The sequence below is a fragment of the Erwinia sp. E602 genome, assembly GCF_018141005.1.
Lineage (GTDB): Bacteria > Pseudomonadota > Gammaproteobacteria > Enterobacterales > Enterobacteriaceae > Erwinia.
In genome coordinates this window covers 112,960-133,869 of sequence record NZ_CP046582.1, presented here as the reverse complement: position 1 = coordinate 133,869, position 20,910 = coordinate 112,960, and the positions used below count along the sequence as shown (strand labels likewise).

The window sequence follows — 20,910 nt, the reverse complement described above, 5'->3', positions numbered from 1 at the left end:
TTGATCTGGAGGAAGGGGGTTGCTGGACGCCTTCTTCACCCTTCCCTGGCAGATCATGACGCCGGATATCCTGTTTTACGAAGAGCTTGAGGCATTCCACCCTACACTGCTGGCGAAAGGCCTTAAACTACAGGAGTTGCTCCCGGCAACGATGGAGTTTGCCTGGCAGCTAACTCAGCGGGTTACAGGCCCAGGCCGTCATGATTGCTTTGCCCTGGCACTGGCAAAGCAGGAAAAGTGCCCTCTGCTGACCGGCGACAGGGCGCTGAGGAAAGCTGCCGAAAGTGAAAAGCTGACCGTCATGGGATCCCTCTGGGTGGTAGAGCAACTTGTCCTGCTGGGGACCATCTCACCTGCACAGGCCAGAACGGCTTACCGACGAATGAAAGATGCGGGCAGGCGACTGCCATGGGATGAAGCCTTACTGCGTCTCGAACAGATTTCAACGATCTGACATCTCTGTTATCCAAAATGAAACATTTCACCGTCCTTCCTGCATAAATAAAAAAAATAATCTGACCTGCGTCATATCCTGATGCAGCCGGCATCCCGCCATACGCCGTAACATGATAGTTTTCTCTCAGTCCCGCTTGTTGAGAATTCTGTGATGAAAAAAACTACCCTGACCGATATTGCCCGCGAAGCCGGGGTCGGCGTTGCCACCGTTGACCGGGTGCTGAACCGCCGTGCGCCGGTGCGCCCGGATACTGAACAACGGGTGGTACAGGCGGCGGTGCGGCTGGGCTATCGCTTCGATCGCGATTTCCTCAGTGAAGTCGCGGCCGTCAGCCTCAACGGCGGGCCGCTGCGCATCGGTATTCTTCTGCTCTCCCGCGACCATTCGTTTTACGACAGCCTGGCCCGTGCGCTGGAGCGGGAAGCCGCGCCGTGGCTGCAGCCGGGTACGGCGATTGAGTTTGTCTTTCACGATATCCACGATATTGAAGCAGCGGCCGCAGACATTGAGCAGATGAGCCAGCGCATTAACGTGCTGGGCCTGATCGCGCTGGATAATGCCCGCATCCGCCACGCGGTGGAGAAGGCGGCACAGAAAGGGGTGAAGGTGTTCACTATTCTGTCCGATTTGTCCCCCTGCGGCCATGCCGGCTACGTCGGGCTGGATAACCGCAAGGCGGGCCGAACCGCCGCCTGGGCGGTACAGCGCCTGAGCGGTAAACCGGGGAAAGTGGGGGTGATCATCGGCGATAACCGCTTCCTGTGCCAGGAAACCTGCGAAATCAGCTTCCGCTCCTATCTGCGTGAGCACGCCACCGGCCATATCGTGCTGGAGCCGGTCAACAGCTTCGAAAATTACGACCGCGCATATCAGATAACCCAGGCGCTGATCTGTGACCATGCGGATCTGTCGGTGATCTACGCCCCCTGCGGCGGCGTGGAAGGGGTAGTGGCGGCACTGCGTGACAGCGGCAGAAAGCAGGAGATTACCCTGATCTGTCACGGCCCGCTGAAGGATGAACAGCTGGCGCTGATTGATGGCACGCTCGATATTATCATCTCAAACCGGCTGGAGGAGTTGGCGGCGGCGGTGGTGCAGGCAATGCGTGAAGCGGTGGAGGAGAACCAGCGTGGCTTTAGCTCATCACACAGCAGCTTTGAATTGATAACAAAGGAAAATTTCTAAACCGCGCGGGCCGACCACTTCCCCGCATCGGTAGGGGTCACTCCGTCGGATAAGCGGCTGAAAACACGGGGATGATAGAATATCATCATAATTTTCTATCATAATTAGTGCGATCGCCATCAAAAAACAAACATTCCATCATTGATGGTAATAGAATTTTTGTTTGATACTTCCTTCAAATAATAACTGAAGGATGTACCCTGTGCCCTTAACACCACCGAAACATAATATGGCCTATGTGATGGCCATCTGCGCAGTTGCCGCTCTCGGCGGGCTGTTGTTCGGCTATGACTCTTCGGTCATTTCCGGCGCCATTGAACCTATCGCCCACCACTACCGGCTCTCCGCCGCCGAAACCGGCTGGGCGGTGTCTAACGTGATCATTGGCTGCGTGATTGGCTGCCTGGTCGCCGGCAAGCTGGCTGACCGCTACGGCCGCAAGTCGATGCTGATTATCACCGCCATTCTGTTTGTGGTCTCCGTTGCCGGCACCGCGCTGGCACCGGACTTCACCACCTTTGTGGTATTCCGCATGATTGGCGGGCTGGGCATCGGCCTTGCCTCGGTGATCTCGCCGATTTATATCGCCGAAGTGGCACCGAAAGACTACCGTGGCCGGGCGATGACCATGCACATGGTGTGCTGCGTCGGTGGCCAGGTGCTGGTACTGCTGACTAACTACCTGATTGCCAAAAATGCCGACCCCGAGTGGCTGAATGCCTACGGCTGGCGCTGGATGCTGGGCGCCGCCTTTGTACCCTGCGTGCTGTTCTTCCTGTTCGTTGGGTTTATCCCCGAGTCGCCGCGCTGGAACGTAATGGTCGGCCGCAACGAGCAGGCGCTGAAAACCCTGACCCGCATTTCATCTGCCGACCACGCCAGACGCCTGATCGGCGAGATTCAGGACTCGCTGCAGCAGAAAGCCTCGCAGCAGGTGACCAGCGAACGCGCCCGCTTTACCCGTAAGACGTCGATTTTCCTGGTGATTGGTATCGGCCTGGCGATCTTCAACCAGCTGACCGGCATTAACGTCATTCAGTACTTCGGCCCGACCCTGCTGATGAACGTCACCCACAATATGCAGGAAGCAATGTATATGACCATCTGGCTGGCGGTGCTGCAGTTTGCAGGCGTGATGGCCGGCATGATGCTGATCGACAGGATGGGGCGTAAATCTCTGCTGCTGATCGGTTCGCTGGGTTCTGCCGTATGTCTGCTGATCACCTTCTGGACCTTCTACAGCGGCATGACCGGCTGGGTGTCGGTGATCGGCCTGTTCGGCTTTATGTTCCTGTTCGGCGGTACCTGGGGCCAGGTGGTATGGACGGTGATTGGCGAGATCTTCCCTACCCGCCTGCGCGGTGCCGGGATGGGCTTCTCCATCTGTGCCATGTGGGCCGGTAACTTCTTTGTCAGCCAGTCGTTCCCGATGATGAACCAGAGCCAGTATCTCAACGAGACCTTTAACGGTGCCTTCCCGCTGCTGCTGTTCGCGGTGTGTTCTCTGGTCTCCTGGTGGTTCGTTAAGGCACTGCTGCCAGAAACCAGGGGCGTCTCGCTGGAAAAAATGGAAGCGCTGATTCTGGAACGCTTCGACACCACCCAACAACAACGCAAAACTGCAACCCACTGATTTTTGAGGACGCCAACATGACCATTCATATTGCTAACGCACCCTGCAGCTGGGGCGTGGATGACCCAAAAAACCCGCACCTGCCGCCGTATGAGAAGGTGCTGAAAGAGGCCGCCCAGGCCGGTTATAAAAGCATTGAGCTGGGGCCATGGACCTATCTGCCCACTGACCCGCAGCAGCTGACCGAAAAGCTGAACCAGTACGGCCTGACTATCGTTGCCGGCACCATCTTTGATGACCTGGTCAGCGAGTCCAACTTCCCGGCGATGGTTGAGCTGACGCACAACCTGTGCCGTAACCTGGCGAAAGTGCCGACCGCCACGCCAACCCACGGTGCGAATATCCCGGCACCCTACCTGGTGATTATCGACTTCGGCAACGCCGATCGCGCACGCCTGGCGGGCCAGTATGATAAAGCCGAACGCCTGTCGGACGCCGACTGGCAGCGCATGATCGGCCATATCACCGAAATCAGCCGCATCGCCAGAGAGTACGGCGTGCGTCCGGTGATCCACCCGCACGCCGGCGGCAGCATTGAGTTTGCCGACGAGCTGGAAAAGCTGGTGCAGGATATCCCGCACAGCGTGGCGGGCCTGTGCCTTGATACCGGCCACCTCTACTACGCCGGCATGGACCCGATCCCGGCGCTGGCGCACTACTTTGACCGCATCGACTATCTGCACTTTAAAGACGTTAACGACGCCGTGTTCCGCGACGTGATTGCCCGCGGCATCGACTTCTTTACCGCCTGCGCCGAAGGGGTGATGTGCCCGATCGGCAAAGGGGCGATTGACTACCCGGCAGTACGTACCTTCCTGGCAGAACGCAACTACCAGGGCTGGATCACCATTGAACAGGAACGTGACCCGCGCAACGCCGATGGCAGCCTGCACGACGTGACCGAGAGCCTGCGCTACCTGAACTCTGTTGGATTTTAAGTTAAGGAACACATCATGATTAACGGCATCAAACCTCTCGATCGCTCCCTGCGCTGGGGCATGGTAGGCGGCGGCGGCACCAGCCAGATCGGCTATATCCACCGTTCTGCGGCACTGCGCGATAACACCTTCGCCCTGGTGGCTGGCGCTTTCGATATCGATGCAGCCCGTGGCCGCGCCTTCGGCGAAAGCCTCGGCGTGGACGGCGACCGCTGCTACCCGGACTACCAGACCCTGTTCCAGCAGGAAGCAGAGCGGGCGGACGGCATTGAGGCGGTTTCGATCGCCACGCCAAACAACACCCACTTCGCCATCTGCAAAGCGGCGCTGGAAGCCGGCCTGCACGTGGTCTGTGAAAAGCCGCTGTGCTTTACCACCGCCGAAGCCAGAGAGCTGGAAGCGCTGAGCAAAGCGCGTAATAAAGTGATCGGCGTGACCTACGGCTATGCCGGCCACCAGCTGATCCAGCAGGCGCGCAGCCTGATTGCCGAAGGCGCGCTGGGCGAGATCCGCATCGTGAATATGTCGTTCTCCCACGGCTTCCATAACGAAGCGGTGGAGCTGGCGAACCCGAGCACCCGCTGGCGCGTTGACCCGAAATTTGTCGGGCCAAGCTACGTGCTGGGCGACCTGGCGACCCATCCGCTGTTCCTGGCCGAAACCATGCTGCCGGAGCTGAAGATCAAGCGCCTGATGTGTTCCCGCCAGAGCTTCGTGAAAACCCGCGCGCCGCTGGAAGATAACGCCTTCGTGCTGATGGAATACGATAACGGCGCGGTGGGATCGCTGTGGTGTTCGGCGGTGAACTGCGGATCGATGCACGGCCAGAAGATCCGCGTGATCGGTTCGAAAGCCAGCCTGGAGTGGTGGGACGAACAGCCAAACCAGCTGCGCTATGAAATTCAGGGCGAGCCGGTACGTATTCTGGAGCGCGGCATGGGCTACCTGGCCCCGCGCGCGCTGGAAGAGGACCGCATCGGCGGCGGCCACCCGGAGGGTCTGTTTGAAGCCTGGTCGAACCTGTATCGCCGCTTCGCCATCGCCATGGACGCCACCGATCGCGGTGATACCGCGCTGCTGGCCGATTTCTGGTATCCGGATGTCCACGCCGGCGTGGCGGGCGTGCAGTGGGTTGAGCGCTGTGTTGAATCGGCTGATGCCGGAGCAACCTGGGTCGATTTCGAGTAACCCGGCGCTAAACCGATCACGGTGAACACAGGCAGCAGCCCCCAGCGGCTGTCTGCCTGCTGACTTCTGCATCCTGCCTGCTGACTTGTGGCTTCTGACTTCTGCATCCTGCCTGCTGACTTCTGACTTCTGGCTTCTGGCTTCTGACTGCTGCCTTCTGACTTCTGCCTGCTGCATCCTGCCTGCTGCCATAACGCGCTGCCCTCCGCGCTCGGCGAACCGGCCGGGCCGGTATGTTGTACGAAAAACACCGCTACCTGCTGCTGGTGCGCAGTACGGTTCAGGTGGCCAACATTAGCCAACTGCGTCTGTTTACGGGCGGGATTTAGCACGGAATGCCACCGTCGGGCAGCGTCAGGCGTAGTGAAGGAATACCGGGATGGAACGCTTAGCTAGGGTCATAAGGGATAAATAGACCGGCACAAGCTGAAGAGGTGATAACCATCGGTCCGATCCCTGGCCGTGGTTATCGAGGGTGTATCTGCTGGTGCTTAACGAACGGCACCTGGCGGCACGTGTTTATAGGTGTCTACATAAGCCTGAAACACGCACCTGAAGAAATTTTTCATGATCGCCTATTGCCAGTAAGGTGGAAAAACGCCAAAAAATTATACATGCAGGACGTTTTTCAGGCAATTTGTTTGAAGCAGATCACACTATTCGCCCTAATTATGCTAACCGAATAGTAAACGAATCCAAAACGACATCCTGTTGATGCAGATTCATCGTCCTGCGAAATGGCGGGAACAGGCTGAAGAGCGATGGGTAAGCCGGTGTGGTTTTGCAGGAACAGGGAACGAGGATCGTCGGCGAAAGGAGTGGATCGCGCGGATCGTCCGGCAGAGCTTATGCCGCCGCGCCCAGATGTTCAATCAGGATGCTGGTGCCGATGCCGATCAGCACCACGCCGCCGAAAATCTCCGCCCATTTGCCGAGCACCGGGCCGATAAAGCGCCCCAGCAGAATGCCCGCGGTCGCCATAATCATCGTTGACGCGCCAATTGCCAGCGCGGTGGTGACGATATTCACCTGCAGGAAGGCGAGGCCAACGCCGACCGCCATCGCGTCGAGGCTGGTGGCAATCGCGGTGCACACCAGCAGCCAGAAGCCGTGGCGGGTCGGTGCGTGTTCCGGCTCGCAGGCTTTTTTACGCATCCCTTCCATCACCATCCGCCCGCCGAGGATCAACAGCAGGCCAAACGCCACCCAGTGGTCCCACGCCATCACGTACTGGCTGGCCGCCAGGCCAATCGCCCAGCCAATCAGCGGGGTCAGCGCCTCAATCACGCCGAAGATCAGACCGGTACGCAGGGCTTCTTTCAGGCCCGGACGATGCAGGCTGGCACCTTTGCCGAGCGCCGCCGCGAAGGCGTCCATCGACATAGCAAAAGCCAGAATCAGGGTTGCGTAGAGGTTCATTGGTTTTATCCCGGTCTGAAGCGGCACGGACCGTCTGAAGCGTTAAAAAAGGGCTTATGTTGTAAAAATAACCACAGGCCAGCTCAATTGAAGCGCATCCTAGCATGCAAGCCTGAGGAAAAAAAGACAGTAAAATCATGGATTTGAGTATAGCCTTGGCTATACTTTTTAACAGATGCTATTTTTGCTGCAAAAAAGAACGCGGAAACTCTAAAAGAATTACCGCGTTACACAGAGTGTGGGGTTTTATAACCCCGCAGGGGGTGGGGAAAAAATCGGCAAATTACGACCCGTTTTGCCCGCAGAATTTACACAGCCCGGCGTCAGGCACGCCGCCTGCGGGCGCTGTTGCAGTTACCAGACGCGGTAGACGCGGCCGGTCTCCACGCCGTCCACGCTGCGGCGATAGGCCAGCGCCACCCGGCTGGCCGGGGCGCTTTCAAAGCCGGGGAAGAACGGACCGTAGCTCGCCAGAGCTTCGGTGAGCACCGTCGGGCTGACCGCGTTGATACGCAGGCCGGGCAGTTCGTTGGCCGCCGCCAGCACAAACCCCTCAATCGCCGCGTTAACCGCGGTGGCGTTAACCCCGGTGCGGATCGGCTGCTGCGCCAGAATGCCGCTGGTCAGGGTGAAGGAGCCGCCCGGATTGACGAACTCCCTGCCGATCAGCACCAGCCGCACCTGGCCCAGCAGCTTATCCTGCAGCCCACGGTTGAACTGCTCGCTGCTCATCTCCGCCAGCGGACCAAAATGCACGCCGCCGGTGGCGGAGATCACCGCATCCACCCTGCCGGTTTGCGCAAACAGGTCGCGCACGCTCTCTTCGCAGGTCAGATCCACCTGGTAGTCGCCACGGGTGTGGCCGACGGTAATCACCTGATGGTCGCGGCCCAGTTCGTTAACGATGCCCTGCCCCACGGTGCCGGTGGCGCCAGTCACTAAAATTTTCATCTCTGTTCTCCGTTACGCGTTAAGGCCACCATTGTGGCGCAGTGCGTCCGGCGGAAAAATGCGCGATACTTTCGGGAACTCCAAACTCTGGGTTTGTAATCATGGATAAATTACGCAGTATCGAGGCTTTTATCTGCGCGGTGGAGAGCGGCAACTTTAGCGAGGCCGCCCGCCGGCTGGACATCACCGCGGTGATGGTCGGCAAGCACGTCCGCCAGCTGGAACAGGCGCTGGACGCGCGCCTGCTGCAGCGCAACACCCGCCGCCAGAGCCTGACCGAGGCCGGCGAGAGCTACTACCGGCAGTGCAAAGCCGCGCTGTTACAGCTGCGGCAGGCGGAAGAGAGCGTGGAACAGATGAAGGGCACCCCGTCCGGCCTGCTGCGCATCAGCGCCCCGCTCAATCTGGGGGCCAGCGCGGTGGCCGGGGTGGTGGCCGCTTACCAGCGGCGCTATCCGCAGGTGAAGATTGAGCTGGATCTGAACGACAGCTTTGTCGATCTGATTGCCGAAGGCTTTGATTTTGCGCTGCGCGTCGGCAGGCTGAACGCCGGCGACGGGCTGGTCGCCCAGCTCCTCGGCGAGTATCAGATGGTGGTGTGCGCCACGCCGGAGTATCTGGCGCAGCACGGCACCCCGCAGACGCCGCAGGATCTGTACCAGCACCGCTGCCTGTGCAATATGGCGTGGAACAAAAGCAACGCCTGGCAGTTTGCCGGTATTCCGTGGCCGACCGACGGCAGCTTTGTCTGCAACGACGGCCAGGCGCTGCGCCAGGCGGCGCTGGCCGGAGCCGGGCTGATCCTGCAGCCGCGTATTCTGCTGGCGGAGGATATCGCCGCCGGGCGGCTGGTGGAGCTGCTACAGCCGTGGCGACAGAGCAGCCGGCCGATCCATCTGCTGTGGCGGCAGGATCTCAGCCCGTCAGAGAAGCGCCGCAGCTTTATCAGCTGGATGCGTGAGCAGCTGCCCGCGGCGCTGGCGGTTTAATGATTGAACCCGGCTGAACTTTCACTGAAAATAGCGCCAACTGCACGGGGCCAGCGCGCCCCACCCGATGGAATAATGATGAAAAGTCCGTTTTTAACTTTCCTGATGCCGATGGCCACGCTGCTGCTCGGCTTTCTCTCCGCGCTGCTGCTGCCCGCGCCCAGCTTTGGCCTGGCGCTGGCCCGCAAACTGGTCGATATCTTCCATCTGGAGGATATCGGCCAGCTCTATACGCTGGTGTTCTGCCTGTGGTTTTTAGTGCTGGGCGCGGTGGAGTACTACGTTATCCGCTTTATTTACCTGCGCTTTATTCGGCCATAGCCCTGCGGCACCCCGCGCCAGCGATCGGCCGCAACGCTCCCTGTTGCGGCGCGTTTTCCTGGTATCAGAACCACTGGCCAAAACGGCGCATATAGAGGGTTTTCACCCCCTGAGTGAGCAGGCAGTAGCCCAGCAGCGTCGCCAGCAGCCACGGGAAGTAGCTCAACGGCAGCGGCACCAGCCCGAAGGCGCTGCCCAGCGGGGTGAACGGTATCAGCACGCCCACCACCATCACCAGACCGGTCATCAGCATTACCGGCAGCGCGGCGCGGCTGCGGATAAACGGAATTTTCCCGGTACGCAGCATATGCACCACCAGCGTTTGCGACAGCAGCCCCTCGACAAACCAGCCGGAGTGGAACAGTGCCTGCGCCTCCACGCTGTTGGCGGCGAACACGTGCCACATCAGCCAGAAGGTGGTGATATCAAACACCGACGAGGTCGGCCCCATCCACAGCATAAAGCGCCCGATGTTTTTCGCATCCCACTTGCGCGGCTGACGCAGAAACTCGCGGTCCATTTTGTCCCACGGCAGCGCCAGCTGCGACAGATCGTACAGCAGGTTCTGCAGCAGCAGCTGTACCGCCAGCATCGGCAGGAACGGCAGAAAGGCGCTGGCCACCAGCACCGAGAACACGTTGCCAAAGTTGGAGCTGGCGGTCATGTTCAGGTACTTGATGATATTGCCAAAGGTCTGCCTTCCCACGATCACCCCCTGTTCCAGCACCAGCAGGCTCTTCTCCAGCAGGATGATATCGGCGGACTCTTTAGCGATATCGCTGGCGCCATCGACCGAGATGCCAACATCCGCCGCGCGCAGCGCAGGCGCATCGTTAATGCCGTCACCGAGAAAGCCGACGGTGTGACCATTGTGCTGCAGCGCCTGGACCACGCGGGTTTTCTGCTGCGGGCTGAGGCGGCAGAACAGCGTGGTGTCGGCCACCCGCAGCGCCAGCCGCGCGTCGCTCAGGGTAGCGATCTCGCTGCCGCACAGCGGATCGCCCGGATCCAGCCCGACGTCCCGGCAGATTTTCCGGCTGATGGTCAGGTTGTCGCCGGTAAGGATTTTCACCGTTACGCCATTTTCCCGCAGCGCGGCCAGCGCGGCGGCGGCGCTCTCTTTTGGCGGGTCGAGGAAGGTCAGTAGCCCGCCGAGCACCAGATCGCACTCGTCGGCGAAGGTCAGCGGCCGTCCCGGCTCTGCCAGCGTGCGGCTGGCGACCAGCAGCACGCGGAAGCCCTGCTGCTGGTAGCGCTCGGCCAGCAGGCGGATACGTTGCCGCGCCGCCGCATCCAGCGGCCGCACGGCATCACCATCCTGCCAGTAAGCGGCCACCGCCAGCATCTCCTCCACCGCGCCTTTGCAAATCAGCTGCTGCTGCTGCCCTTCGGCCACCAGCACCGACAGGCGACGGCGTTCAAAATCAAACGGCAGTTCGTCGATTTTCCGCCAGCGCCACAGGTCGGCCAGCGCCGGGTTACCCTGGCCGTGCGCGAGGATCGCCCGGTCCATCAGGTTCTTGACCCCGTTCTGATGACGGCTGTTCAGCCACGCCTGCTGCAGCACCCGCTCATCGGCCTGGCCGTGCAGGTTCAGGTGCCGGTCGAGGCTGATGTTATCCTCGGTCAGGGTGCCGGTTTTGTCGCTGCACAGCACGTCCATCGCGCCAAAGTTCTGGATCGCATTCAGCCGTTTCACCACCACTTTGCGTTTCGCCAGCGCGATCGCCCCTTTCGCCAGGTTGGAGCTGACGATCATCGGCAGCATTTCCGGCGTCAGCCCGACCGCCACCGCCAGCGCGAACAGCAGCGCGTCGCGCCAGTCGCCGTTGCTGAAGCCATTAATCAGCAGCACCACCGGCACCATCACCAGCATAAAGCGGATCAGCAGCCAGCTGACGCTGTTGACCCCGCGGTCAAACGCCGTCTGCGGGCGTGCACCCAGCAGCGAGCCGGCCAGCTGGCCAAACCAGGTCGCGCTGCCGGTGGCGACCACCACCGCCGTGGCGCTGCCGCTGGCCACCACCGTGCCCATCAGGCAGATGCCGGGCAGGCTGAGCAGCGCCTGCTCGTCCAGTTCGCTGGCCGCATCCAGCCCCTGCGGGTGGCTGTCGGTGTCATATTTTTCCAGCGGCAGCGCCTCGCCGCTCAGCGCCGCCTGGCTGACAAACAGCGCGCGGGTGCTGAGCAGCCGCACGTCTGCCGGGATCAGGTCGCCCGCCGAAAACTGCACGATATCGCCGGGCACCACGTCCTGCAGAGGCACCTCAGCCGCCTGAGGTTCGCTGTTTTCATCGTGGCGGCGCAGCACGGTGGCGGTGGTCCGCACCAGCGATTTCAGCGCGTCCGCCGCCTTACTGGTGCGGTACTCCTGGCCGAAGCGCAGCAGCCCGCTGAGGCCAACCATCACCAGCAAAATAGTCACCCCGGTCAGCGAGGTCGGCTCCCCCTGGTGCAGCGGCAGCAGGTAGTCGGTAACGAAGCCGATCGCCGCCAGCGCCATCAGCACCCAGATAAACGGATTATTGAAGGCCTGCAGCAGCTGGATCGCCGCCGCCGGGGCCTTGTCGTGCGCGACCTGGTTAGGACCAGACTGCTGCAGCCGTTCGGCGGCCTGCCGCGCGGTCAGGCCCTGCCGCTGGCTGTTGAGGGACGCGAGAGTGCGCTCCGGGCTTGCACTGGCCGCGCTGACGATCGCCAGTTCCTGGGCCATTTTTAGGTTGGCTTTATGCATTTTCATTAGCCAGCTCCTTGAATCAGATGTTTTTTTACGCGCAGGAAAAGGCGCCTGCAGACGAGGATTTTTCAGCATATTCAGGGGGGAGGCGGAGCGGGCAGGCGGAACAAACGCAGGATTACGGCATCTGTCTCCTTCCGGTATGCGCGCCCGGCCTCTCTCGTGACGGAGGTTCTTTCATCGAAATGTCCTTGCGATAAACGGGTCAACAACGCCCGCACGCCAGCGGCGTTAGCGCGGCGCGGGGGCAGTAAAAGGGGGGATGAGACAGCTCGGATAAGGAGGTGAAACAACGCCCGCCGGGTGACGGCAGGCGCACAACGGATGCAGGCCTGCCGTTAAAACATGTCGGTTACAGGGTGACTGTCCAATTGTGTGCTCCATAAAAGAAAGTGGCGAAATTCTAAGCCTGCGGCAAGGGCGTTGTAAACCGCCGTGATGGTTACCTTCATCAACCTTTACTCAACGAAGTACGAATTGTCCGAGCCTGCCGCCCGCGCCGCTGGCCAGCACCCCCCCCCCCCGTTCCTCAGCCGCCACCGCCGCGTAAACGGAAGGCAGCCGCCGTAAAAGCAGCTAAATATCGCGATTGGTGCTGAAAAAAGCCGCAATTGTCAGCATTTATCGCTGAGTGTAAACTTTTATTTGGCCGTTTTGCAGTGAATCACGCCAAAAAATGTCGCTTTAGCCCTGCCATATTCCTGCAAATATCGCGTATCGAACATTATCCTCTTTTCGCGCCGTCGCCCTGCCCGGTGCGGCTTTTACCCCCATTGAATGGGCGTAAGGCTGTGCGTAGTATTTTGGGTTCACTGAATAAAATATAAGAATCCATTATGCCAGCCACCATCGCACCATCCATCGACGCCGAACCCGACGCCACGCCCGTAAATTCACGCGGTAAAGTGGTGGTCGCTTCGCTGGTCGGAACCGCAATCGAATTTTTCGATTTCTATATTTATGCTACGGCGGCGGTGATCGTCTTCCCGCATATCTTCTTCCCGCAGGGGGATGCCACCGTCGCGACGCTGCAGTCGCTGGCCACCTTTGCCATCGCCTTCGTTGCCCGCCCGATTGGCTCCGCGCTGTTTGGTCACTTCGGCGACCGTGCCGGGCGTAAGGTGACGCTGGTCGCCTCGCTGCTGACCATGGGCATCTCAACGGTGGCGATCGGCCTGCTGCCCACCTACGAGACCATCGGCGTGTTTGCGCCGCTGCTGCTGGCGCTGGCGCGCTTTGGTCAGGGCCTCGGCCTCGGCGGTGAGTGGGGCGGCGCGGCGCTGCTGGCCACTGAAAATGCCCCGGCGAAGAAGCGTGCGCTGTACGGCTCCTTCCCGCAGCTGGGCGCGCCGATCGGCTTCTTCTTTGCCAACGGCACCTTCCTGCTGCTCTCCGCGGTACTGAGCGACGAGCAGTTTATGAGCTGGGGCTGGCGCGTGCCGTTTGTGCTCTCTGCGGTGCTGGTACTGATCGGCCTCTACGTGCGCGTATCGCTGCACGAGTCGCCGGTGTTTGCCAAAGTGCAGAAGGAGAAGAAGCAGGTTAAGGTGCCGATCGGTACGCTGCTGAGCAAGCATCTGGGTACCACCATCATCGGTACCTTTATCATGCTGGCGACCTATACGCTGTTCTACATTATGACCGTCTACTCGATGACCTACGGCACCACGCCGGCGCCGAACGGGCTGGGTATTCCGCGTAACAGCTTCCTGTGGATGCTGATGCTGGCGGTGATCGGCTTTGGCGTGATGGTACCGGTTGCCGGGCTGCTGGCTGACCGCTTTGGCCGCCGCAGGACGATGATCGTCATTACCCTGCTGATTATTGGCTTCTCGCTGCTGTTCCCGTCACTGCTCGGTTCCGGCAACCAGACGCTGATTATGGCCTTCCTGGTGTGCGGGCTGAGCATTATGGGGCTGACCTTCGGTCCGATGGGCGCGCTGCTGCCGGAGCTGTTCCCGACCGAGGTGCGTTATACCGGGGCATCGTTCTCCTATAACCTGTCGTCGATTCTCGGCGCGTCAGTGGCACCTTATATCGCGACCTGGCTGGCACATACCTACGGGCTGTTCTACGTCGGCCTCTACCTGGCCGCGATGGCCTGCCTGACGCTGATTGCGCTGATCCTGTGTAAAGAGACCCGTAACCAGTCGCTGTTTGACTAACCTCCCGGGCGGCCCACCGCGTGGCCGCCCGCATTTTTTTGTCACTCCCCCTTCCTTGCATACTTTTTTTCAGCGCCAGATTCCTGCCTGAAATCTTCGCCATCGACAAAAAAACCGTTCAGTTTATGCTCAAATATAGATTACAATCTATCAGTGAGCATAACCATGTGGACGGTGCTGACCACCGAACTGTTTGAGCAATGGCTGTGGAAGCAGGATGTCGCCATACGTAATAAGACGCTGGCTACCCTCAGCCTGTTACAGAAAAGTGGCCCGGTACTCGGCAGGCCGCTGGTCGATAGCGTTAAAGGCTCCGCATTTATCAATATGAAAGAACTGCGGATACAGATTAGCGGCGTGCCGTGGCGCGCATTTTTTGCATTCGATCCGCTACGCCGTGCAGTCATCCTTAACGCGGGCTGCAAAAAAGGTGATGAAAAGCGCTTTTACAGCAGGATGGTTCGCATCGCCGATGGACAATTTCAACTGCATTTAAACTCTATGGAAGGCCAACAAGATGGGCAGAACACTGAATGAAATACTGGCGCAGCTTCCTGATGAAGACCGCCAGGAAATCAACGACCTGACCCGCCAGCTGGAACTTGAGTACCACCTTTACCAGCTGCGTGAACGGCTTAATCTGACCCAGCGCGATCTGGCGCAGCAGATGGGCATCAGCCAGCCGACCGTGGCGGCGATGGAAAAACGCGGGCAGGATCTCAAGCTGATCACCCTGAAACGCTACGTGGAAGCGCTGGGCGGTGAGGTGAAGGTGGATGTCAGGCTGGCGGATGGCGAGCACTTTATCTTCTCCTTATAAAGGCAGAGCGGCCAGCCGGAAGACCGCTCTGCCCGCCCGCTACTTCCCGCTTTTCATCTGCTGCAGTACCCGCGTGCACTGGTTGTCGTCGTTATCGCTGGGGGAGATCAGCGCCAGCAGCGCGGCGGCCGGCGCCACCACCGCACCGAGCGCCACGGCGGCGGCACCGCGGGCGATCAGCGGCCCGGCTTTCACCCCGGCGTCCGGATTTTTAAAGGTGCCGCGCACGTAGAGCGGCGAGCGCAGGGTAATAATGCGGATGCCTTTGCTGTCCGGGTTGATGTTCAGATCCAGCCGTTCGTTAGCAAAGTTGGCGGTACCGGCGATGTTGATGATGGCGTTCTCGGTATCAAAGACAAACAGCCGGGTGGCGGCCAGCCCGTTGTTGACCTGCAGATTGGCCGCCGCGCAGTTGATCTTAACCTCATCATCGCCAAACAGCTTGCCGACCACGTAGTTGCCGACGTTCAGGCCGACGATCTCCATCAGGCTGCGGCTGATCACCCCGTCGTTCATCAGCAGCTTCAGGTCGCCGTTGCTGGTCGCCAGCAGGTCGGCCACCGAGTTACCGCGCCCGCGGAGCGTTGCGTCGCCGTTCATCTGCCCGAGCGCGCTCTGCATCGCCTGCACGTCCGGCATCAGCTGGCGCAGCTTCAGCCCGCGGGCGTGAATATCCGCACGCCCCTGCATCGGTGACTTATCCCCCTCAAGGTGGATGGTGGAATTGATGCTGCCGCCTGCCATGCCGAAGCGCAGCGGGTCGAGGCGCAGATCGCCGTTTTTCAGCGTCAGATGGGTGGAGAGATCGCTTAGCGGCAGCGAGGTGCTGTGCTCAATGCGCTTGCCGCTGAAGCGTACGTCGGCGTCCATTACGCCCCAGTTTTTGGTGTCGAACTTATCGTGCGGCAGTACGCGATCGGCCGGCTGGCCGGAGGCATCGCCGCGCTTCGCCTTCGCCCGTTCGGTTTTTTCGCTGCCCTTACCGGAGTTGACGCCGATCAGCGGCCCGAGGTCGGCCATACGCAGCTGCTTCGACTCCAGTTCGCCTTCCAGCTTCGGCCGTGGGCTAATCTGGCTGTAGGTCAGCGAGCCGTGGATATCGCTGTCGCCGATATGGCCGTTAAAGTTGTGATAGCGGAACACCGGCCCGCCCTTGTCGCGGAAACGGGCGCTGAGCTGGCCGTCGGTTTCATAAGGAGGCGTATCCGGCAGCAGCACGCCGGTCAGGCCATAAAGGTTGGCCAGGGTATCGCCGGAGAAGCGCAGCCGCAGGTCGATGCCGCCGGGGTTGAGCGGATCCTGCACCGTGCCGCTGACCCGCACGCGGGTGGTGCCGCTGCGCAGGTCAGCCTGAATCGGGAACGGCGTGGTCTGGCTGCGCAGCGACAGCATGCCGCCGATTTTGCCGTCACCGCTCAGCCGCTCGTCTTTGTATGTGCCGCTGGCCTTCCAGCCGAAGACAAAGTCCGCCGCACCCTTCTCATCGTCCCTGCCGCCCGCCAGCTGCGCGTAAGGTACCGGTTTGCCCAGTGGGTTAACGGTAACCTGCACGTTGGCTTTATTGATCGCGTCGCGATAGCCGAGGGTTCCTTCGTCAAAGACGATAGTGTCGAGGCGGAAGGACCAGGCAGAAGGGGTTTTAGCGGCGTCTTTGTCGTCGCTACCGGCAAGGGTAAAGGTCCAGTTATTTTTACCGTCGGCGGTCTGAACCAGCTTCGCCTGCGGCTGCTGCAGTTTGATCCACGGCAGATAAACCTGTCTGCCCAGCAGCGCCAGCGGCGACAGCGTGGCGTCCACCCGCGCCAGGTGCGCCATGGTGACGTCGGCAATTTCCGGCGGGTTGCCGAGCATAATATCCTGGGCGTGAACCTGCGGCCACGGCACCCAGCGCCGCCAGCCCGGTTCGCTGCGGTTACGCTGCCAGCTGACGTCCAGATCGCCACGAATGGCAAACGGACGGTTCAGCTCGGCGGAGACCTTGCGGTTGATGGTCGGTTTCAGCCGGTTCCAGTCAAAGGTGGCAATCACCACCACGATGACCGCGACCAGCAGCACCAGAATGGCCGCTGTCCAACTCACTACCCTGCCGCTACGAGACATTCCTGTTCCTCACACTGGCTAAACGCTTATGTAAAGATAGTCGAAATGGGCGTAACGGCTATTTGATAAAGGTCAGCGGCAGCGTCTCCAGCTGCGCAAAAGGCGCCGGGCGGGCAAAGAAATAGCCCTGTGCGGCATAGGCGGGCGAGTTACGCACGGCTTCCCACTCCTCCGCAGTTTCCACCCCTTCGACGATCACCCCTTTGCAGTAGCGGTTGATCAGCGCCAGCAGCATATTGAACAGGCTGCGCCCTTCATCGCTCTCACGCAGCATGATAAACAGCTCGCGTGCCAGCTTGATGTAGTCATATTTCAGTTCGGTCAGGGCGGAGAAGTTAGCCATTCCCGAACCAAAGTCGTCCAGCCACAGCGGCCCCAGTTCCGGCATCTGCGCGACGATCACTTCCTGCGGCAGCACGTGGTGTTCCACCAGCTCGAAGCGCACCCACGGGCAGCGCGCAATCAGCTGGCGCACTTTTCGGTCATGCTGAATCGCCAGCAGCGTCGGCCCGTCAATATTGAGCGAAGCCACCGTGTTGCTGGCGATAAACACCTTTTCCCATTGGAGCAGCAGTTCAAGCTGCTCGGCGACAATCAGCAGGCGTTGAGGGATCTCAAGCGTTGCAAAGTAAAGCTCCGGCGATACTCGTTGGTTCGGGGCGGTGGGGTGAAACACCGCCGTCAGCAGCTCTATCGCCATCAGGCTACCGTCAATGCGGTAGATCGGCTGGAAGTTATAGGCGCGCTGGCACTGATGCCAGTAGGCACGCTCCTGAAGCTGCTGTTGAACGGCAATTGAGGACGGAAGCCGGTGGCTGAGTTGATCCAGCACCATGGTTAAGATCCTTAGGGTTGAGTCCGCCTTCGTTGGCATCCCGTGTGGCAAGTATCGGCACTGCACTGCGGAACTTTATGCACACTGTGATCACATATACCCCTCGATGGTAACAACCCCTGCGCGATTCAATCGCTGTAACAGACGCCTTTTAGGGCGTTTTATCATCATTTGGCCGCGGCTGAGCGCGGGCAAAGCGCGGCACCGCCAGCAGCCAGGTTTCGCGCAGAGCGGCCTGTGTGGCTCCGCGGGCGGCCCCGGCCGGCGGCAGCGTCCAGTCCGCCTGTCCGATCTCACGCCGGTAGCGATCGCCGCCCGTCGCGTCAGCGGCCTGTGCCAGCAGCGGAATCAGGCGTATCGCGATACGGTCGCGGTTTTTGTACGGCCACGGCCGGGCGGCGTCGCTCCAGGGAGCGATAAAATCCAGCGCGCTCAGCAGCCCCGGCGGCCCCGCCGGGCTGCTCTGCCACAGGTCACCGTTGCCGCTGCGCGCAGCCAGCCCGGCCAGCGCGGTCAGCGCCTGTAAATTGAACCAGCTGTAGTGGAAGGAGCGGGTACGCGCCAGCTCCAGCGGCTGGCTGCCGTCGGCGGCGAGCTGACCGTTGAGGCGCTGCCGCGCCTGGCTGACCATTTCACGTACGATCTCAGGCCGCTGCAGGTACCAGGCGATGCCCGCCACCTGGGTGCTGTACCAGCTGCCGTGGTTGTTTTTCGCCGCGGCTTCGCCCAGCGCCCGTTTGCTGGTTAACAGCCAGTCGAGGTAGTCGCTCAGCCAGCGCCGCATCTGCCGTTCGTCGTCCGCCTGCCAGCCGGGTGCCCGGCGCAGCATCACCAGCGCGTCAACCAGCCGGGTGGCAAAGTAGCGGCCGTCGAGCACGCCGGTGTGGCGGCCCGCGGCGATGCCGGGCACCCCCTGGGCAAAGTTAAGATTGGGGTTCATGCGGCTGGCCGGGTCAATAAACCAGTGGCGGATCAGTTCAGTGGCGCGGGTGGCGTAGCGGGTATCGCCGGAGAAGTACCAGGCGAGAGTGAGTACCTGCACACGTGAAGTAAAGGTGGCCAGCCGCACGCCGTCGCTGTCGTCGTTTTTGCTGGCCGGATTCACCTGCCCGTCACGCTGCAGCCAGGGGAGGCCGTCCGCTTTTGCCGGGTCCGGCCACCAGTAGGCGCTCAGGCTGAGGTAGTCATGTTTTGTGCCGCCCGGAGGGGTCAGTCGCTTATCCGTCACGCTCAGCAGCGGCTGTTTCAGCGCCTTATCCGCCTCGTGCTGCAGCTGCTGCCAGGCGGTCAGGGTCAGCCCGGGGGCGTTGTGCTGCGCCAGCCGCTGACGGTTGAGCGCCAGATCGGCAGCGTTAAGAAATGCGAACGACTCAGCCTGGCAGGCCAGGCTGAACAGCAGGCCGGCCAGCAGCAGCAGTCGACGTATCGGGCGGATAAGCGGGTTCATGGTGGACTCTCCGGACGGATGGGACCGGTCGCCGGAGGTGCGCGGGCGGTCGGAGACCGGCGGTCAGGATGCAGGTGGCCTTTACGGCCGCCTGCTTCGGCTCACGCGAGTGAGCGTTGACTTACTGCGCGGCGCTGCTCTCGGCGGGTGCCGTGGCGTGGCCGTCGTCAGCCGCCGCCGCCGGGGCTGCGTCAGCGACCGGGGCCATCACTTTCTGCCAGTTCTGCTGCAGCAGCCTGACGTTGGTTTCCGGCTCGCCCGGTGGCTGCATCAGCACCATGGTCATATCCTGGCTTAGCTGCTGGCGCAGCTCCTGATTAAGCATCGGAAGCGTCAGGCCGGCGAGGAACGCCTGGCGCAGCTTCTGATACTGTTCCGGAGCGATATCCACCACCGCATTCTGCTGCGAACGCAGGCGCTGGCTCATCAGCACGTCCGTATCGGTGCGGGCATAGGTGGCAAACAGCTTGTTCAGCTCGTTGGTTTTCTGTGCCATCAGCTGATCGAACTCCGCCTGGCTCAGACCTTTGTCACGCACGCTGGCCATCTCTTTTGCCAGCAGGTCGGTGGCGCTGACCAGCGCCGCGTTGTCGGCATCCACATTAATGGCGCACTGCGCGCGCTGGAAGAGCACCCGGCAGTCGAAACCAACCTGCACGCCCTGGGTCTTATTCTCACCCAGGGTACGCTGTACGTGCCAGAACAGCGCTTCCCTTGCCAGGTCACTCTGCCAGTAACGCAGCAGGTTTTGTGATTCGCGGATCGGCGGCCACGGGTTATCCCACACCAGCGACAGGCGATCCTGGCCGATGGCGTTATTCACCAGGTTAACCGGCTGGGTCGGCAGCGGAGAGAGCGTCGGCAGCGCCGACGGCTGATCGCGTTTGCCGGACAGCGGCGAGAAGGTTTTGGTAATCTGCTCGGCCAGGCTGCGGCTGTCGACGTTACCGACCACGATCAGCGTCATCGCGTCCGGCGTGTACCACTGCCTGTAGAAAGCGGTGAGCTGCGCCATATCAACCGGGGTTTTGACCGCTGCGGCCGGTTCATGGCCCAACAAGGCCGAGCCTTTCAGGCGATAGCGCCACCAGACGTCCTGTGGGTTGGCCGGCCAGGTGGCAATCGGGTCGTCCGCGTTGAGCGCGGTGTTGACCACCTGCTCGTTAATGGTCATTTTTCCCACGGTGGCGGCCAGCCAGCTGAGGGCTTCTTTTACCATTTCCGGGCGGTTGTTGGGCAGGCTGAGGTTGTACTGGGTGTAGTCATAAGAAGTCACGGCAGGCGGCAGCGGATGCTGCGGGTCGATGGCCTGCTGCCACAGCGAGCGCTGTTGGGCCGGGTCGAGGGTGGCGTTATGCACCAGCGCCAGGCGCGGCAGCAGATGGCTGTAACCCGCCTGCTGAGCGCTCTCTACCAGCGATCCGGTGTTAACGATCAGCCGAACCTCGACGCGGTCGCTCGGGCGCTGTGGCGTGGTTAACAGCTGCCAGCTAAAACCGTTTTCCAGTTTTCCCTGCTGCCAGGCGGGATCGGGCTGGAGTGTCTCCGCCTGTGCCGCGCCGCCTGCCAGCGCCAGCACTGTCCCACCTATCCAAAGACGCATTCTGGTGCCCTGCATGTGAACCCCTACTCAATCACAAACCAAAAAAAATCACTGGCGATATGCTTCCTGCTGTACCTGATGTCATCCGGCGGCTGATGCCTTTTGCCCGGTGGTGTTCAGCA

Annotated in this window: 17 protein-coding genes; 10 read left to right on the top strand and 7 right to left on the bottom strand. The window is 60.9% G+C overall.

Annotation, left to right across the window (positions count from 1 at the left end; all coding sequences use genetic code 11):
* The first annotated feature begins 19 nt into the window (after positions 1 to 19).
* From GKQ23_RS01950 to GKQ23_RS01930, 5 genes are all read left to right on the top strand, one after another.
* Entirely contained in the window at positions 20 to 454 is a 435-nt protein-coding gene (locus tag GKQ23_RS01950; protein ID WP_233208929.1) for a DUF3368 domain-containing protein, read from the top strand.
* A gap of 153 nt (positions 455 to 607) precedes the next feature.
* Positions 608 to 1,642 carry a LacI family DNA-binding transcriptional regulator gene (locus tag GKQ23_RS01945; RefSeq protein ID WP_212409629.1) on the top strand — a complete coding sequence of 345 codons (1,035 nt, stop codon included), beginning with the start codon at positions 608 to 610 and terminating at the stop codon, positions 1,640 to 1,642.
* Positions 1,643 to 1,871: 229 nt separating this feature from the next.
* Positions 1,872 to 3,275: a sugar porter family MFS transporter gene (locus tag GKQ23_RS01940; RefSeq protein ID WP_249168464.1), complete on the top strand. Its 1,404-nt coding sequence runs from the start codon at positions 1,872 to 1,874 to the stop codon at positions 3,273 to 3,275.
* A gap of 17 nt (positions 3,276 to 3,292) precedes the next feature.
* Positions 3,293 to 4,213 (top strand): TIM barrel protein, encoded by a 921-nt coding sequence (locus tag GKQ23_RS01935; protein ID WP_212409627.1) that lies wholly within the window; start codon positions 3,293 to 3,295, stop codon positions 4,211 to 4,213.
* A 15-nt stretch (positions 4,214 to 4,228) separates the two neighbouring features.
* Positions 4,229 to 5,401, top strand: coding sequence for a Gfo/Idh/MocA family protein (locus GKQ23_RS01930; protein WP_101505488.1), 1,173 nt, complete (start codon positions 4,229 to 4,231; stop codon positions 5,399 to 5,401).
* Positions 5,402 to 6,247: 846 nt separating this feature from the next.
* On the opposite strand, the gene mntP is transcribed toward GKQ23_RS01930, so the two are convergent.
* The gene (gene mntP / locus GKQ23_RS01925; RefSeq protein WP_056240710.1) at positions 6,248 to 6,820 is read right to left on the bottom strand and encodes a manganese efflux pump MntP; all 573 of its coding nucleotides are present in this window, start codon (positions 6,818 to 6,820) and stop codon (positions 6,248 to 6,250) included.
* Between the two features lie 354 nt (positions 6,821 to 7,174).
* A complete protein-coding gene (locus GKQ23_RS01920) occupies positions 7,175 to 7,771 on the bottom strand; it encodes a short chain dehydrogenase (protein WP_056240713.1) in 597 nt (198 codons plus the stop codon).
* A 101-nt stretch (positions 7,772 to 7,872) separates the two neighbouring features.
* Between GKQ23_RS01920 and GKQ23_RS01915 the strand changes: the two genes are divergently transcribed.
* Both GKQ23_RS01915 and GKQ23_RS01910 read left to right on the top strand, forming a co-directional pair.
* Positions 7,873 to 8,760: a LysR family transcriptional regulator gene (locus GKQ23_RS01915; protein ID WP_212409626.1), complete on the top strand. Its 888-nt coding sequence runs from the start codon at positions 7,873 to 7,875 to the stop codon at positions 8,758 to 8,760.
* A 78-nt stretch (positions 8,761 to 8,838) separates the two neighbouring features.
* Positions 8,839 to 9,081 carry a DUF1158 family protein gene (locus tag GKQ23_RS01910; RefSeq protein WP_212411524.1) on the top strand — a complete coding sequence of 81 codons (243 nt, stop codon included), beginning with the start codon at positions 8,839 to 8,841 and terminating at the stop codon, positions 9,079 to 9,081.
* 64 nt (positions 9,082 to 9,145) lie between these two features.
* Here the strand turns inward: GKQ23_RS01910 and mgtA are convergent, their stop codons facing one another.
* The gene (gene mgtA, locus GKQ23_RS01905; RefSeq protein ID WP_249168463.1) at positions 9,146 to 11,821 is read right to left on the bottom strand and encodes a magnesium-translocating P-type ATPase; all 2,676 of its coding nucleotides are present in this window, start codon (positions 11,819 to 11,821) and stop codon (positions 9,146 to 9,148) included.
* A gap of 833 nt (positions 11,822 to 12,654) precedes the next feature.
* Between mgtA and GKQ23_RS01900 the strand changes: the two genes are divergently transcribed.
* The 3 genes from GKQ23_RS01900 (at position 12,655) to GKQ23_RS01890 (ending at position 14,803) form a co-directional block, all read left to right on the top strand.
* Complete coding sequence (locus GKQ23_RS01900) at positions 12,655 to 13,983, top strand: MFS transporter (protein ID WP_212409624.1); 1,329 nt, start codon at positions 12,655 to 12,657, stop codon at positions 13,981 to 13,983.
* A 165-nt stretch (positions 13,984 to 14,148) separates the two neighbouring features.
* Positions 14,149 to 14,520 (top strand): type II toxin-antitoxin system RelE/ParE family toxin, encoded by a 372-nt coding sequence (locus GKQ23_RS01895; protein WP_212409623.1) that lies wholly within the window; start codon positions 14,149 to 14,151, stop codon positions 14,518 to 14,520.
* Positions 14,501 to 14,803: a helix-turn-helix domain-containing protein gene (locus GKQ23_RS01890; protein WP_212409622.1), complete on the top strand. Its 303-nt coding sequence runs from the start codon at positions 14,501 to 14,503 to the stop codon at positions 14,801 to 14,803. Before GKQ23_RS01895 ends, GKQ23_RS01890 begins: the two co-directional genes overlap by 20 nt.
* Positions 14,804 to 14,842: 39 nt before the next feature.
* On the opposite strand, the gene GKQ23_RS01885 is transcribed toward GKQ23_RS01890, so the two are convergent.
* The 4 genes from GKQ23_RS01885 to GKQ23_RS01870 form a co-directional block, all read right to left on the bottom strand.
* The gene (locus GKQ23_RS01885; RefSeq protein WP_212409621.1) at positions 14,843 to 16,903 is read right to left on the bottom strand and encodes an AsmA family protein; all 2,061 of its coding nucleotides are present in this window, start codon (positions 16,901 to 16,903) and stop codon (positions 14,843 to 14,845) included.
* A 58-nt stretch (positions 16,904 to 16,961) separates the two neighbouring features.
* The gene (pdeH, locus tag GKQ23_RS01880; protein ID WP_056240733.1) at positions 16,962 to 17,738 is read right to left on the bottom strand and encodes a cyclic-guanylate-specific phosphodiesterase; all 777 of its coding nucleotides are present in this window, start codon (positions 17,736 to 17,738) and stop codon (positions 16,962 to 16,964) included.
* 151 nt (positions 17,739 to 17,889) lie between these two features.
* The gene (locus tag GKQ23_RS01875) at positions 17,890 to 19,185 is read right to left on the bottom strand and encodes an alginate lyase family protein (protein WP_212409620.1); all 1,296 of its coding nucleotides are present in this window, start codon (positions 19,183 to 19,185) and stop codon (positions 17,890 to 17,892) included.
* Between the two features lie 121 nt (positions 19,186 to 19,306).
* Positions 19,307 to 20,803: a pitrilysin family protein gene (locus GKQ23_RS01870; protein ID WP_212409619.1), complete on the bottom strand. Its 1,497-nt coding sequence runs from the start codon at positions 20,801 to 20,803 to the stop codon at positions 19,307 to 19,309.
* Between the last annotated feature and the right edge of the window lie 107 nt (positions 20,804 to 20,910).